This window comes from Sphingopyxis sp. (assembly GCF_036402335.1).
Lineage (GTDB): Bacteria > Pseudomonadota > Alphaproteobacteria > Sphingomonadales > Sphingomonadaceae > Sphingopyxis.
The window spans coordinates 1-13,110 of record NZ_DASWTD010000173.1; the positions used below are offsets into that span (position 1 = coordinate 1).

Annotated in this window: 18 protein-coding genes; 8 read left to right on the top strand and 10 right to left on the bottom strand. The window is 65.3% G+C overall.

All coding sequences use genetic code 11. The features are described from left to right. Both lipB and VGD20_RS05305 read left to right on the top strand, forming a co-directional pair. Positions 1 to 494, top strand: a 494-nt coding sequence (gene lipB, locus VGD20_RS05300) for a lipoyl(octanoyl) transferase LipB (protein ID WP_331133447.1), incomplete at its 5' end; no start/stop codon positions are given. 9 nt (positions 495 to 503) lie between these two features. Further along, positions 504 to 848, top strand: coding sequence for a hypothetical protein (locus VGD20_RS05305; protein WP_331133448.1), 345 nt, complete (start codon positions 504 to 506; stop codon positions 846 to 848). Positions 849 to 856: 8 nt separating this feature from the next. On the opposite strand, the gene queE is transcribed toward VGD20_RS05305, so the two are convergent. The 6 genes from queE to VGD20_RS05335 all read right to left on the bottom strand — a co-directional run bounded on the left by queE (position 857) and on the right by VGD20_RS05335 (position 5,978). Next, positions 857 to 1,489 carry a 7-carboxy-7-deazaguanine synthase gene (queE, locus tag VGD20_RS05310; protein ID WP_331133449.1) on the bottom strand — a complete coding sequence of 211 codons (633 nt, stop codon included), beginning with the start codon at positions 1,487 to 1,489 and terminating at the stop codon, positions 857 to 859. A gap of 4 nt (positions 1,490 to 1,493) precedes the next feature. Continuing rightward, complete coding sequence (gene queC, locus VGD20_RS05315; protein ID WP_331133450.1) at positions 1,494 to 2,192, bottom strand: 7-cyano-7-deazaguanine synthase QueC; 699 nt, start codon at positions 2,190 to 2,192, stop codon at positions 1,494 to 1,496. A gap of 186 nt (positions 2,193 to 2,378) precedes the next feature. Then, on the bottom strand, positions 2,379 to 2,783 hold the full coding sequence (locus VGD20_RS05320) for a hypothetical protein (RefSeq protein ID WP_331133451.1): 405 nt from the start codon (positions 2,781 to 2,783) through the stop codon (positions 2,379 to 2,381). A 127-nt stretch (positions 2,784 to 2,910) separates the two neighbouring features. Further along, positions 2,911 to 3,825 (bottom strand): Hsp33 family molecular chaperone HslO, encoded by a 915-nt coding sequence (locus VGD20_RS05325; RefSeq protein WP_331133452.1) that lies wholly within the window; start codon positions 3,823 to 3,825, stop codon positions 2,911 to 2,913. 10 nt (positions 3,826 to 3,835) lie between these two features. Continuing rightward, on the bottom strand, positions 3,836 to 4,762 hold the full coding sequence (gene argF, locus VGD20_RS05330; RefSeq protein ID WP_331133453.1) for an ornithine carbamoyltransferase: 927 nt from the start codon (positions 4,760 to 4,762) through the stop codon (positions 3,836 to 3,838). 28 nt (positions 4,763 to 4,790) lie between these two features. Continuing rightward, a complete protein-coding gene (locus tag VGD20_RS05335) occupies positions 4,791 to 5,978 on the bottom strand; it encodes an aspartate aminotransferase family protein (protein ID WP_331133454.1) in 1,188 nt (395 codons plus the stop codon). Positions 5,979 to 6,148: 170 nt separating this feature from the next. Here VGD20_RS05335 and VGD20_RS05340 point away from each other — a divergent pair, with 170 nt between their 5' ends. Together VGD20_RS05340 and VGD20_RS05345 are read left to right on the top strand one after the other, a co-directional pair. Next, the gene (locus VGD20_RS05340; RefSeq protein ID WP_331133455.1) at positions 6,149 to 6,679 is read left to right on the top strand and encodes a hypothetical protein; all 531 of its coding nucleotides are present in this window, start codon (positions 6,149 to 6,151) and stop codon (positions 6,677 to 6,679) included. After that, a complete protein-coding gene (locus VGD20_RS05345; RefSeq protein ID WP_331133456.1) occupies positions 6,679 to 7,161 on the top strand; it encodes a DUF421 domain-containing protein in 483 nt (160 codons plus the stop codon). Before VGD20_RS05340 ends, VGD20_RS05345 begins: the two co-directional genes overlap by 1 nt. On the opposite strand, the gene VGD20_RS05350 is transcribed toward VGD20_RS05345, so the two are convergent. Together VGD20_RS05350 and VGD20_RS05355 are read right to left on the bottom strand one after the other, a co-directional pair. Beyond that, a complete protein-coding gene (locus VGD20_RS05350) occupies positions 7,140 to 8,147 on the bottom strand; it encodes an LLM class flavin-dependent oxidoreductase (RefSeq protein WP_331133457.1) in 1,008 nt (335 codons plus the stop codon). The genes VGD20_RS05345 and VGD20_RS05350 overlap by 22 nt on opposite strands. Positions 8,148 to 8,214: 67 nt before the next feature. Beyond that, positions 8,215 to 8,667, bottom strand: coding sequence for an Lrp/AsnC family transcriptional regulator (locus tag VGD20_RS05355; protein ID WP_331133458.1), 453 nt, complete (start codon positions 8,665 to 8,667; stop codon positions 8,215 to 8,217). A gap of 73 nt (positions 8,668 to 8,740) precedes the next feature. On the opposite strand from VGD20_RS05355, the gene VGD20_RS05360 reads away from it, so the two are divergent. Together VGD20_RS05360 and VGD20_RS05365 are read left to right on the top strand one after the other, a co-directional pair. Next, a complete protein-coding gene (locus VGD20_RS05360) occupies positions 8,741 to 9,331 on the top strand; it encodes a LysE family translocator (protein WP_331133459.1) in 591 nt (196 codons plus the stop codon). A gap of 119 nt (positions 9,332 to 9,450) precedes the next feature. Continuing rightward, a complete protein-coding gene (locus tag VGD20_RS05365; RefSeq protein WP_331133460.1) occupies positions 9,451 to 10,416 on the top strand; it encodes an aldo/keto reductase in 966 nt (321 codons plus the stop codon). On the opposite strand, the gene VGD20_RS05370 is transcribed toward VGD20_RS05365, so the two are convergent. Next, on the bottom strand, positions 10,401 to 10,970 hold the full coding sequence (locus tag VGD20_RS05370) for a hypothetical protein (RefSeq protein ID WP_331133461.1): 570 nt from the start codon (positions 10,968 to 10,970) through the stop codon (positions 10,401 to 10,403). The two genes, VGD20_RS05365 and VGD20_RS05370, sit on opposite strands and share 16 nt — an antisense overlap. A gap of 47 nt (positions 10,971 to 11,017) precedes the next feature. Here VGD20_RS05370 and VGD20_RS05375 point away from each other — a divergent pair, with 47 nt between their 5' ends. Then, a complete protein-coding gene (locus VGD20_RS05375) occupies positions 11,018 to 11,485 on the top strand; it encodes a DUF411 domain-containing protein (protein WP_331133462.1) in 468 nt (155 codons plus the stop codon). 24 nt (positions 11,486 to 11,509) lie between these two features. Next, on the top strand, positions 11,510 to 12,103 hold the full coding sequence (locus tag VGD20_RS05380; protein ID WP_331133463.1) for a hypothetical protein: 594 nt from the start codon (positions 11,510 to 11,512) through the stop codon (positions 12,101 to 12,103). On the opposite strand, the gene VGD20_RS05385 is transcribed toward VGD20_RS05380, so the two are convergent. Further along, positions 12,084 to 12,956 carry a dienelactone hydrolase family protein gene (locus VGD20_RS05385; RefSeq protein WP_331133464.1) on the bottom strand — a complete coding sequence of 291 codons (873 nt, stop codon included), beginning with the start codon at positions 12,954 to 12,956 and terminating at the stop codon, positions 12,084 to 12,086. The genes VGD20_RS05380 and VGD20_RS05385 overlap by 20 nt on opposite strands. Between the last annotated feature and the right edge of the window lie 154 nt (positions 12,957 to 13,110).

Sequence of the window (13,110 nt, forward strand, 5' to 3'; positions counted from 1 at the left end):
CCAGCGCCGATCCCGCCGAGTTGCTGAACCCGCAGTTTCCGGTTTACGATGCGGGGCGCGGCGGGCGCTATACCTATCACGGGCCCGGCCAGCGGGTGGGCTATGTCCAGCTCGATCTGACGAAGCGCGGGCGCGACGTGCGCGCCTATGTCTCGGCACTCGAAGGCTGGGTGATCGACGCCCTCGCGCTCCTCGGGGTCGCGGCGCGCAGGGCCGAGGGACGCATCGGCATCTGGACAGACGCGCCTGACGGTCGCGAGGCAAAGATCGGCGCGATCGGCGTGCGTGTGAAACGCTGGGTGACGCTCCATGGCTTTTCGCTCAATATCGCACCCGATCTCGCCCATTTCGGCGGCATCGTGCCATGCGGGATCGCCGAATTCCCGGTCACCAGCCTCGCCGCGCTCGGCCGCACCGCCTCGTTCGCCGAGGTCGATGCCGCGCTTGCGCAAACCCTTTCCGCCTTTCTCGACAAGCTTCGGCCGAGCGATTAGGAACGGCGCATGACCCGCACGCTTCTCGCATCGCTTCTTATCCTGTCGCTCGCCGCCTGCGGCGGCGGCGATACCGCCGGCAAATCGACCACCAAGCTCGATGCGGTCGAGGTGCAGCCTGGCACGATCAGCGATTCGATGATCATTCTCGACGATGCGAGCGTCGACGGCACCGCGGTCGATAACAGTATTCCCGACGACGGCACCCGGAAAGAGGCGTCGAGGGCAAACGAGGAAAGCAGCGAAGAGGATACAGCGGAAACGGACGGCGCCGCGGAGAATCCCGACGCCGTTCCGGCTCCCGAAGCGCGAAAATCGATCACCGCCGACACCGCCGACAAAAAGGGCGAATAGTCAGCGCGTCAGCGCAGCCCGAGGCTCTTGTGCGTTTGCAGCGACAGGCGCCAGCGCGGATCCGCCATCACCAGATCGATACATGCCCGCACATTGTCGGCTGCGTTCGGATCGTCGAGCGGCTGGAGCAGAAGATGCGTGAAATCGAGCGCCGCGAGCCGCTCGACGTCGCTCCCGGCCTGCGGCCAGACGAGCTTCAGCTCGTCGCCGCTGGTCTGGATCAGCTCGTTTCCCGCTTTCGGGCTGACGCAGATCCAGTCGATGCTGCGCGGGATCGCAAAGGTACCATTGCTTTCGATCGCGATCGTAAAGCCGCGCTCGTGCAGCGCGTCGATCAGCGCATCATCGACTTGCAGCATCGGCTCGCCGCCGGTCAATACGACATAGCGATCCTCGCTCCCCTGCCCCCAGCTCTCGGCGATGACCTCGGCGAGCGCCGCCGCGTTTCGATATTTGCCGCCCAGCGTTCCATCTGTGCCGACAAAATCGGTGTCGCAGAACCGGCAGATCGCCTTGGCGCGATCCTTCTCGCGCCCCGTCCACAAATTGCAGCCGGCAAAACGGCAGAACACCGCGCGCCGCCCCGCCTGCGCACCCTCACCCTGTAGCGTGAGGAAAATCTCTTTGACCGCGTATGGCACGGGTTCAGGCGTAGCGCGTCGGGTCGACGAGCCCGGCATCGGCGAAGCCCTTGCTGCGCAGGCGGCAACTGTCGCACGACCCGCAATGCAGCCCTTCGGGCGTCGGGTCGTAGCACGACCAGCTCATCCCCGCGTCCATCCCCAGCCGCGCCGCCTCGGCAGCGATATCGGCCTTGGTCATGTGCTGAAGCGGCGCGTGAATGCGGAACTCGACGCCCTTGTCGCCGTCGCGCGTCGCAAGCCGCGCCAGATCCTCGAACCCGGCGATAAACTCGGGGCGGCAGTCGGGATAGCCCGAATAGTCGAGCGCGTTGACCCCGATCACGATGTCCTGCGCCTGCCGCGCCTCGGCGAGACCGAGTGTTAGCGACAGGAAGATGAGATTGCGCGCCGGAACATAGGTCACGGGCACCTCGCTGCCCCCCGCGACCTCGGGCACGCCGTCCTTCGGCACGTCGATATCGGCGGTGAGCGCCGAGCCGCCGAAGCGGCGAAGGTCGAGCGGCAGCACGATATGCTCGGCGGCACCGACATAACCGGCGATCCGCGCTGCCGATTCCAGCTCGACGCGGTGGCGTTGGTTATAGTCGATCGTCAGCGCGACGATTCGCGCGCCCGCTTCGCGCGCGAGCCCCGCGCACACCATCGAGTCGAGTCCGCCCGACAGGAGGACGATCAGGGTTTTTCCGGAAACTTGCTGCATCGGCGCCAGATAGGCCCGAGCCGCAGGGGGTGCAAGGGCTCCGCCGTACCAAAAGAAACGGGCCGCGAGGCAGTCGCCGCACGGCCCAGTTCGGCATGAAAGCCATTAGGGAGATTACACACAACGGTATGTCATGCCCCTTTTTAGACCTGCATGGTTAATATTGCGTTAGCGCCGCGCAGTTGCTCAGCAGGCGCCGGCCCGCCGCGCCTCGATCGCTTGCGAGAAGGGTTTGCCGTCGGCAATACCCTGCGTCTCGATCTGGACGAGCCGGTTGGTCTCGCTACGGATGCTCGTGCGGCCGTGGCCCGCTCCGGGACAGGTATAATGGACCGTCACCGAGCCCGGCGTGTCTTCGATGATGTAGCGCGAGCAGGTCGCGCGCGGGTGATGGATCTGGATCATCCGCCGCGCATCGCCGACGCAAATCGTCTGCAGCACCGCATCCTTGCCGCGTTCGCGAAGCTGCCAGCTTCCCTTTTCGAGCCGGTCGAGCATCGCCAGCGACGGAGCCTGTGCGGGCACCGCGGTTGCGCCCGCCAGCGCACACGCCGCCAGGGACCATCGCAAGAAGGGAGAGAAGATCGCCATTTCCACCTATCCATTGGCTGCCCGCATGCGAGCTGAATTGCGACCCCGTTGTCCTGCAAGTAGCAAGCCGGAGGTGGAATTTCAACCAACCGGCGCCGGATTGCCTCGCTTCATCGCCCGCAAGGCGTCAGCGATGCCCCGAAATCTCGTCGAGCGGGATCGGAAAGACACGCGAGCAAAAGGCGCAGTCGACGACGATATGGCCCGCATCGTCGGCCATCTCCGCGCGCTCGGCCTCGGGAAATTGCCCGAGTACCCCGGCGAAATAGCCGGTGCTGCACCGGCAGCCGCGCGACACCGCGATCCCCGGTTCGACCCGCACTTCGTCCTCGTGAAAGAGCCGCCACGCGAGCGTTTCGAGCGACGTCGCGGGATCGGTGAGTTCCTCGTCCTTGAGCGTCGTGGCGATCGCGCGCGCATGTTCCCATTCGGGATTGTCGTGCCGGACGTGCAGCCGGTCGCGGCCGACCTCGCCTTCGGGAAGGTGCTGAAGGAGCAACCCGCCGGCGAGGCACCCTGCCTCGGCATCGTGGCGCGCAGCGATCTTGATCAGGCTCGAAATCTGTTCCGACTGCTCGAAATAATGCTCGGCCGCCTCGCCGATCGATGCGCCCTCGAGCGGAACAATCCCCTGATAGCGCTCGGCCGTCGTCGCCTGGTCGAAGGTAATCGCGAGAAAGCCTTCGCCGAACAGCGCGAACAGCGTCGGGTCGGAGCCGACCTCGGCCAGCCGTTCGGCATCGAATTTCAGGTAACCGCGCAACTCGCCGCCGCGATAGTCGCAGACGAGCAGTTCGATCGGCCCGCCGCCGGTCTGCGCCTGCAGCGTCATCTGCCCATTCTCGTCCTTCAGCGTCGAACCGAGCAGGACCGTCAGCACGAGCGCCTCGGCGAGCAGCTTTTCGGCGACCGGCGGATAGCTATGCGCGGCCATGATCGTCTTCAGCGTCGGCCCAAGCCGGACCAGGCGCCCGCGCACATGGCGTTCGGCGATGGTGAACAGCAGCGGCTGATCGAACCAGGTTTCGATGATATCGCTCACAGTCTCGAACTCACAATTTTCCGAGCGCCCAGAGCAGGATCGATTTCTGCGCGTGGACGCGGTTTTCGGCCTCGTCCCAGACGCGCGACTGCGGACCGTCGATCACCGCGTCGACAACCTCGTCGCCGCGATGCGCGGGCAGGCAATGGAGAAAGATCGCGTCGCTCTTGGCGCCTGCCATCAATCGCTCGTCGACCTGATAGGGTACCATCGCCGCGATCTTGTTGTGCGCATGATCCTGTCCCATCGACACCCATGTATCGGTGACGACCAGATCGGCGCCCGCCACGGCCTCGCGCGCGTCGCGCATGACGTCGACGCGAACGCCCTTTGCACGCGCGGCTTCGACGAAGCTCGCATCGGGATCATAGCCCTGCGGAACGCCTGCGCGGACGTGGAAGCCGAACAGCCCCGCCGCCTCGATCAGCGAGGAGAGGACATTGTTGCCGTCGCCGAGCCACGCGAGTTCGAGCCCGGGTAGCGCCTTGCCGCTTTCGACGATCGTCAGCAGGTCGGCGACGATCTGGCACGGATGCGACAGGTCGGTCAGCCCGTTGATCACCGGGACGCTGGCATATTCCGCCAACTCCTCGACCTTGGCATGGTCGTCGGTGCGGATCATGATCGCGTCGGCGTAGCGCGACAGCACGCGCGCGGTGTCGGCGATCGTCTCGCCGCGCCCGAGCTGGGTGACGCCCGCATCCATGATCATCGCCGAGCCGCCGAGCTGGCGGATCGCGATGTCGAACGAGGCACGGGTACGCGTCGAATTCTTCTCGAACACCATCGCGAGCACATGCCCCGCGAGCGGGGCGTCCGCATCGACCTTCCCCTTCGGCCAGCCCGCACGCGCCGTCTTGCGGTCGATCGCGTCGGCGAGCATCGCGGCAACCGCGTCCCCGCCCGCGTCGGACAGGTTGAGGAAGTGCCGCATCATGCCCTCCGTTCAACAGGAACGGAAAACATCAGGACTCGGGCGGCGTGTAGCTCGCCGCGCCTGCCGACAGTTTTTCGATGAATTCGGCGATATGGTTGTCGTCGATGTTGAGCGGCGGCAGCACGCGAACGACATTCTCGCCCGCGGCAACGGTCAGCAGCCCGTGGTTGTCGCGCAGGTGCGCGACGAAGGCGCGGCTGTCCGAATGAAGCTTGAGCCCGAGCATCAGCCCGACACCGCGCACGCTGTCGAACAGCTGGTCGTGGTTGGGGATGAGCTGCTCGAGCGCACCGCGAAGACGCTCGCCGGTCGCCTTGACCTGGTCGAGGAAGCCATCTTCGAGCACGACGTCGAGCACCGCCTGCCCCGCCGCGCACGCGAGCGGGTTGCCGCCATAGGTCGAACCATGCGTGCCGATGACCATGCCGCGCGCCGCCTTCTCGGTGGCGAGGCATGCGCCCATCGGGAAGCCGCCGCCGATGCCCTTGGCGCTCGCCATGATGTCCGGCGTCACGCCATAATGCTCATAGGCATAGAGATGGCCGGTGCGCGCGACGCCGCACTGGACCTCGTCGAACACGAGCATCAGGTCGCGCTTGTCGCAGATATCGCGCAGCGCCTGCAGGAAAGGCTGCGACGCCGGGCGGATACCGCCCTCGCCCTGGATCGGCTCGACGAGGAAGCCCGCGGTATTGTCGTCGACGAGGTCGAGCGCCGCATTGATATCGTCGAACGGCGCATAGGCGAAGCCGGGCAGCAGCGGGTCGAAGCCCTTGCGCAGCTTCTCCTGATTGGTCGCCGAGATCGTGCCGAGCGTGCGGCCGTGGAAAGCATTGTTGAAGGTGATCAGCGTGTGCTTTTCGGCGTTGCCCGCGCTCGAATGATAGGCGCGTGCAGTCTTGATCGAACATTCGACCGCCTCGGCGCCCGAATTGGTCAGGAAGACCGTGTCCGCGAAGGTGTTCTCGACGAGGCGCGCGGCATAGGCCTCACCCTGCGGGCTGCCATAAAGGTTCGACACATGCATCAGCGTCGCGGCCTGATCCTGAATCGCCTTGGTCAGGTGCGGATGGCCATGACCGAGCAGGTTCACCGCGATGCCGCTTGCAAAGTCCAGATAACGCTCGCCGCGCTCGCCGATCAGATACGCGCCTTCGCCGCGGACCGGACGCACTGCGCACCGGGGGTAAACGGGCATCAGCGGCGTGATCGTCATGGCAGGCACCTTTCCTAAAGACTGTAGAAACGAGAGAGGCGCGCAATAGGGCGCGCAACTGGACAAATCAATGGCAGCGTCACCCTTCGCCAAGCCGCACGGACAAGGCTCGCGAGGCAACCTATTCGGCCCGGTTTCGTTTGCCGGGGATGACCGGGAGAGAGAGATCGATGCAAGACACCGGCAGATTTCCGGACGGCCTCGGCGAGGATAATCTCCACGGCGGCCGGTTGTTCGCCCGCCACGCCAGCCCGTTGTCGATCATCATCCTCGGCTCGCTTCTGATCCTCGCCTTGTTCGACGTCGCCGGCGGCCGCCCGTCGACCCCCATGAAAAGGGATTTCGGCGCAGCGACATTGACGATCGATACGCCGACGACGCTGCGCAACGGCGAATTTTTCGAAACGCGGATCGACGTCCGCGCCGATGCCGACATCGAGGACGCGGTCGTCGCTTTCACGCCCGGCCTGTGGCGCGACATGACGATCAACACCACATTGCCGTCGCCCGCCGAAGAGACGTTCGAAAAAGGATTGCTGCGCTGGTCCTACGGGCCGGTGAAACGCGGCGACACTTTGCACGTCAAGATCGACGGACAGATCAACCCGCCGCTGTTCGCCGGAACGTCGGGTTCCGTCCTGCTCTACGACGGCGACCGGCGCCTCGGGAAGCTGCCGCTGTCGATCCGGGTCTTTCCCTGATGGATATCGTACTGCGCGCCACCGCAATGTTCGTCGTGCTTTTCGCCCTGCTCCGGCTGCTCGGCAAACGCGAGCTTGGCCAGCTGACGCCCTTTGAGCTGGTCGTGCTCGTCGTGATGGGCGACCTCATCCAGCAAGGCGTGACGCATAACGACTTCAGCGTGACCGGGGCGACGCTGGCGATATGCACCTTTGCCTTCTGGGGCGTCGTACTCAGCTGGCTCAGCTACCTGTTTCCGCAGCTTAAGAACCCGCTCGAGGGACGGCCCCAGATCGTCATCCGCGACGGCCGGCTTTGCGAGGAGAATCTGCGTCGCGACCGCCTGACCCGGGCCGAGATCGAATCCGAAATGCGCCTCGCCGGCATCGCCCATATCGAGCAGGTCGCCCGGGCGATACTGGAGCCGCAAGGCAAGGTCAGTTTCATCAAGCGCGATGCCGGTGACAGTCGCCAGAGCGATCAGGACTCCGCGGCAAAATAGCCTGCGGCCGCCGCGGCTTCGATCGTCAGCGCCAGCGAGCGTTTGCGCGCGTCATGGTCGTACATCGACGACGCGACGATCACCTCGTCGACGCCGGTGCGCTGGACGAAAGCCTTGAGCCCCGCAGCGATGTCGTCGGCGGTGCCGACCGCCGAGCATTGCAGCACATGATCGAGGATCGCGCGGGCATTGGGCGGCAAGCTGTCCTTGTAGCCCGCAAGCGGCGGCTTCATCTTGCCCGGATTGCCGGTGCGCAACGCCACGAAGGCCTGTTGCTGCGAGGAGGCAAGCAGTTCCGCTTCCTCGCGCGTATCGGCGGCAAAGGCATTGAACGCCGCAGCGGCATAGGGCTCGGCAAGCTGCGCCGACGGCTTGAACTGGCGGCGATAGATATCGAGCGCCTCGTCGAGCGCGTCGGGCGCAAAATGGCTGGCGAAGGCATAGGGCAGCCCCAGCATCGCGGCGAGTTGCGCCCCGAACAGGCTGGAACCAAGTATCCAGAGCGGGACATTGGTCCCCTCGCCCGGCACTGCGCGAATGCCGATGCGGTCGTCGCCGGCAAGGAAGGCCTGCAGTTCAACGACGTCCTGCGGGAACTGGCGCTCGTCGCTCGCAAGGTTGCGGCGGAGCGCGCGCGCAACAACGCCGTCCGAACCGGGCGCGCGGCCGAGCCCCAGGTCGACGCGACCGGGGAACAGAGCCTCCAACGTACCGAATTGTTCGGCGATCACCATCGGCGCATGGTTTGGCAACATGATGCCGCCTGCACCGATGCGGATCGTCGAGGTCGCCTGTCCGATATGCGCGAGCACCACCGATGTCGCGGCGCTCGCGATCCCCGCCATGCCGTGATGTTCGGCGACCCAATAGCGCGCATAGCCCAGCGCCTCGGCGTGGCGGGCGAGATCGGCGGCGTTGGCGAGCGCCTCTGCGATCGTGCCGGTGTCGGTCACGGGCACGAGGTCGAGGAAAGAGAGTTTCGTCATGAAACCGATATGCGGTGCGGGCTGCCGCGGTTCAAGCGCAGCGGTTCGCGGGCGGTGCGAAGAAAAACTATGCGCGCTCGTCCTTTGGCGAGTCCATCAGCACATAGGTGGTGATCGAATGCACCTGCGGCAGCACGCCCAGCACTTCGGTGTGAAAATGCTTGTAGGACGCGAGGTCTTCGGTCTCCACGCGCAGCAGATATTCGATCGTGCCCGTGATATTATGGCATTCGCGTACCTCGGGCGCGAGCGCCATCGCCGCCTCGAAATCATTCTGCGACTTTTTCGTGTGCGACGACAGACCGATCGTGACATAGGCGACGAACGTCAACCCGAGCTTCGCCGGATCGATCATCGCACGATAGCCCTTGATCACCCCGCTCCGTTCGAGTTCCTGCACGCGGCGCAGACAGGCAGATGGCGACAAGCCGACGCGCTCTGCCAGTTCGAGATTCGAGATTCGGCCGTCGCTCGACAATTCACGCAATATCTTTCGGCCAATGGCGTCGATCTTGATCATAGATTGCATAATCTATCCGATAGCGGCCCATCTTTGCAATCGTCGTACATCGAAACGCATTATATTGCGCGATATGGAACAAGCCACCCTCCTCGCGCTCTCCGCCTTCGCCCTCGTCTCGTCGATCACGCCGGGGCCGAACAATATGATGCTGATGGCATCGGGCGCCAATTTCGGCCTGCGCCGTACCGTGCCGCATGCGCTCGGCGTCGGCATTGGCTTCACGCTGATGATCGTCCTCGTCGGGGTCGGGCTGATGGGATTGTTCGACCTGTTTCCGGTGCTGAATACCGTGCTCAAGATCGTGAGCGTCGTCTATCTTCTGTGGCTCGCGTGGAAGATCGCAAACGCCGCCGCGCCCGACACCGAAACCGGCGCGCGCGGCAAGCCGATGACCTTCCTTCAGGCGGTGCTGTTCCAGTGGGTCAATCCCAAGGCATGGTCGATGGCGCTGACCGCGATCGCACTCTATGCCCCCGACCGCAATCTTGGCGCGGTGCTGCTCGTCGCGGTCGTGTTCGGGATCATCAACCTGCCCTCGACCAGCCTGTGGGCGGTGATGGGCCAGGTGATGCGTGGCTGGCTGTCGAGCCCGGCGCGGCTTCGGGCATTCAACTGGACGATGGCGGCGCTGCTCGTCGGCTCGCTCGCGCTCCTCATCTGATCCGATTGCAAGGTTGCATCCCGCAACCTATGGACGGCGCTCCCCTCTTCTGACCGGAGAACAGAGCCATGCAAAGCCGCCGCCTCGGTAAAAGCGCCATCCATGTATCCGATATCTGCATGGGAACGATGACCTTCGGCAGCCAGACCGACGAGGCCGAGGCGTTCCGCATCCTCGACCGCTGCTTCGATGCGGGGATCAATTTCTACGACACCGCCGAGGGCTATCCGGTCCCGCCCGACGTGAAATGGGTCGGCCGCACCGAGGAAATCGTCGGGCGCTGGATGAAGACCAAGCCGCGCGACGCGATCATCATGGCGACCAAAGTGTCGGGGCCGAGCCATGTCTGGTTCAAGTCGCCGTGCCGGGGCGGAATGACCGCACTCGACCGCAAGAATATCATGCAGGCCGTCGACGACAGCCTGACACGGCTGCAGACCGATTATATCGACCTCTACCAGACGCACTGGCCCGACCATGACGCGCCTTATGACGAAATGATGGACGCGCTCGACGAACTCGTCCGCTCCGGCAAGGTGCGGATCCTCGGCTGCTCGAACGAAACGAGCTGGGGGCTGATGAAATCGCTCGCCGCATCGGACCGGCTGGGCGGCGCGCGCTATCACACGATCCAGAATAATTTCAGCCTCAACAATCGCCGCTTCGAGGACGAACTGGCGCAGGTGTGCCGGCAGGAGGGCGTCAGCCTGATCCCCTATTCGCCGCTTGCCGGCGGCGTGTTGTCAGGCAAATATCAGGGCGGCGCGACCCCCGAGGGCGCGCGCTTCTCGCGCTACCTGAAGATGGAAGGTCGGCAGGCGGCAATGGGGCGACGCTTCGTCAACGAAAAGACGCTCGCTGCGACCGACCGCTATCTGAAGATCGCCGGGGAAGCGGGGCTGCACCCCGTGACGATGGCGACCGCCTGGTCAAAGCAGCATGACTTCGTCGCCTCGACGATCGTCGGGGTCAGCGCCGACGATCAGGTCCAGCCGATCCTCGATGCGATGGAACTGGTGCTGACCGACGATGTGATGAAAGCGCTGCACCAGGTCAGCAAGGACATCCTCTACCCGATGGGCTGAGCCGACGGCCATTCGAGGATCAGCGCGCCACCAACCGGCAGCGCGCGCCATGCCGCCGACAGCCGGTCGAAATCCGCGAACACCCGCGGCCGCGCTGCGTCGATACGCGCGCGTTCATCGACGCTGAGCCCCGCCCGCGTCCGCTCCGCCTCACCGAGCGCCGCGCGCTGTGCCGCGCTGTCGGGGCGCGTGCTGCTCCGCCAGCCGATGTCGAACAGGAAGGCAGCGATTTCGGACAGCTCGCCCTCCCGGCCTTGGCTTTTGATCAACTTCGCGCCCTTCGCGACCTGTTTGCGTGCCGCGCGTTGCCGTTCCTTTGCCGACAACGCACCGCCCGCCTCGACATGAAAGGAACCTGCATCGCCGCCGGCCGCGATCTGGCCGAACACACCCGTCTTGAGCCCCAGCGCCGCCTCGACGACGAAATGCACCATGTCGTGCGGCAGGTCGGAATCGAAGCCCGGCGCCGGGTCCATCACCAGCACCGGCAGCCCGACGCGCTCGATCCGCATCGAGTAGCGGCGATCGCCCGACCGGATGAAATGGACTTTCATGGGCTCGACCTATAGGCTCGCCAGCGTTTCCACCAAAAGGATTTGCGATGACTTCTGCCCGCCGCGCGTTTTTCGCCCTCGCTGCCTTCACCGCCGTCGTCGGTACCGCGCACGCCGCGAACCCGGTGATGTTCCGCGATGCCGGCTGCGGCTGTTGCCTCAAATGGTTGGAGCAGGTGAAGGCGTCGTTCGGGCAGAAAGCAGTCGTGGTCAATTCGCCCGACATGAACGCGGTCAAGGACAAGCAGGGCGTGCCGGAGGCGTTGCGCAGCTGCCACACCGTGCTCGTCGGCGGCTATGTGGTCGAGGGGCATGTCCCCGCAAAGGAGATCGCACGGCTGCTCCGCGAAAAGCCAAAGGGTGTGAAGGGTCTTGCCGTCGCGGGAATGCCGATGGGCTCGCCCGGCATGGAGCATGGCGACCACCGCGAAGCCTATAAGGTCATGACTTTCGGCCCCGGCGGCCAGCGCGTCTATGCGAGCTACGCCGCGAGCGGCGGCGCCCACGCGCACTGATCGACGCGCGGCGGGATCCGGCCAATGCTGTTCCGCACCGCGCTTCTCGACCGGATCAAGGCGGGCGACGTGACGCTCGCTTTTCGCCGCTGGAAGAAGCCGACGGTAAAGCCCGGCGGACGGCTGCGCACCGCCGTCGGCGAGCTGGCGATCGATAGCGTCGCGCGATGCGAAGAAAGCGATATCAGCGAGCGCGACGCAAAGACCGCGGGCTTCGGGGGACGCGACGAGCTGCTTGCCGAACTCGCACAGCGCAGCGAAGGGGACCTCTATCGCATCGCCTTTCGTTTTGCCGGGGCCGACCCCCGCATCGCGCTACGCGACCGAGGCGATCTCACGGCCGCCGAAACCGATGCGATCGGCGCGCGGCTGGCAAGGCTGGACGCCAGCGCAGGTCGCCGGTGGACGACCGCCGTGCTGCGCCATATCGCGGACCATGAAGGTCTCGCGGCGCGCGAAATCGCCGCCGCGCTCGATATCGGGACAACGGTCCTCAAACCGAACATCCGCAAGCTCAAGGAACTCGGCCTCACCGAAAGCCTCGAGGTCGGCTACCGTATCTCGCCGCGCGGCGCGGCGGTGATCGAAGCGCTGCGCCTCAGGCGAGTTCGGCCTTGAACAGCTCGAGCATCCGCCCCCACGCCTTTTCGGCGGCCGCTTCGTCATACGCGCGGCCATCGGGCGGGCACCAGCCGTGCATCGCGCCCTTGTACACTTCGACCTCGTGCCAGTGCGGCGACGGGGCCAGCACCGCGTTCAGCCGGTTCTTCTCTTCGGGATTTTCCTGATCGTCATTGTCGGCGATCGCGAACAGGTAGCCCGCATTACTGTCGTCGATCAGCAGGTGCGGGCTGTCGGGCTTGTCGGTTCCGACCCCGCCGCCGTGGAAACTCGCCGCCGCGCCGACACGGTTCGGGCCGAGCGCGGCGGTATAGATGACCATCGGCCCGCCCATACAATAGCCGGTCGTGCCGAGCCTGCGCCTGGTATCGACCTCCTTCTGCGTGTCGAGGAAAGCGAGATGCGCCTTGGCATCGGTTTCGACGATCGGCCTGGTGAGCTGTTTCAGGTAGCCGAACAGTTTCTCGCGCACCGCCGGGTCGCCCCAGTCGTTCGCGGCGTCGACCACGGGCGATTTCTGCCAGCGGTAAAAGGGATTCACCGTCAGCACCGCATAGCCCTCGCCCGCCAGCCGGTCGGCCATCTGGCGAAAGGCCGGACGAAGGCCACGAATGTCGGGCCAGACCAGCACGCCCGGATGCTTGCCCTCGGCCGGTGCGACGAAATAGGCGTCGCAAATGCCGTCGTCCGTCTTGATCGTCACGTCGCGGCCCCTCACCGGCTTGCCCGCGATTGCACGCGCCGGCAGCGCCGCGATCAATGCACCGGCGCCCGCGAGCACCGCAAAGCTCCGCCGCGCGACGGGCATCCCGGCGCGGTCGAGATCGGCTTCGGTGTTTTCGGTGCACATATGGGCTCTCCCTCGGGCGCTTCGTGATGGATCCGCAACCGCTACCCGGCAGCAACGGTTCCCGGTTCGGCGGCGATGCTAATCTCGGCGAAGCTGAATGCAAGCCGGTGCACGCCGACGCGGCGCAACATTTCGCCATGCGCCGCGCGGTCGA

Bases quoted from the DNA above. Each gene is read 5' to 3' on its own strand.
- VGD20_RS05380 (WP_331133463.1), top strand. From the start codon at position 11,510: ATGCTGTTCCGCACCGCGCTTCTCGACCGGATCAAGGCGGGCGACGTG.
- VGD20_RS05355 (WP_331133458.1), bottom strand. From the start codon at position 8,667: ATGATCAAGATCGACGCCATTGGCCGAAAGATATTGCGTGAATTGTCG.
- VGD20_RS05360 (WP_331133459.1), top strand. From the start codon at position 8,741: ATGGAACAAGCCACCCTCCTCGCGCTCTCCGCCTTCGCCCTCGTCTCG.
- VGD20_RS05345 (WP_331133456.1), top strand. From the start codon at position 6,679: ATGGATATCGTACTGCGCGCCACCGCAATGTTCGTCGTGCTTTTCGCC.
- VGD20_RS05335 (WP_331133454.1), bottom strand. From the start codon at position 5,978: ATGACGATCACGCCGCTGATGCCCGTTTACCCCCGGTGCGCAGTGCGT.
- VGD20_RS05385 (WP_331133464.1), bottom strand. From the start codon at position 12,956: ATGTGCACCGAAAACACCGAAGCCGATCTCGACCGCGCCGGGATGCCC.
- VGD20_RS05365 (WP_331133460.1), top strand. From the start codon at position 9,451: ATGGGAACGATGACCTTCGGCAGCCAGACCGACGAGGCCGAGGCGTTC.
- VGD20_RS05340 (WP_331133455.1), top strand. From the start codon at position 6,149: ATGCAAGACACCGGCAGATTTCCGGACGGCCTCGGCGAGGATAATCTC.
- VGD20_RS05370 (WP_331133461.1), bottom strand. From the start codon at position 10,970: ATGAAAGTCCATTTCATCCGGTCGGGCGATCGCCGCTACTCGATGCGG.
- argF (WP_331133453.1), bottom strand. From the start codon at position 4,762: ATGATGCGGCACTTCCTCAACCTGTCCGACGCGGGCGGGGACGCGGTT.
- VGD20_RS05305 (WP_331133448.1), top strand. From the start codon at position 504: ATGACCCGCACGCTTCTCGCATCGCTTCTTATCCTGTCGCTCGCCGCC.
- queC (WP_331133450.1), bottom strand. From the start codon at position 2,192: ATGCAGCAAGTTTCCGGAAAAACCCTGATCGTCCTCCTGTCGGGCGGA.
- VGD20_RS05320 (WP_331133451.1), bottom strand. From the start codon at position 2,783: ATGGCGATCTTCTCTCCCTTCTTGCGATGGTCCCTGGCGGCGTGTGCG.
- VGD20_RS05350 (WP_331133457.1), bottom strand. From the start codon at position 8,147: ATGACGAAACTCTCTTTCCTCGACCTCGTGCCCGTGACCGACACCGGC.
- VGD20_RS05375 (WP_331133462.1), top strand. From the start codon at position 11,018: ATGACTTCTGCCCGCCGCGCGTTTTTCGCCCTCGCTGCCTTCACCGCC.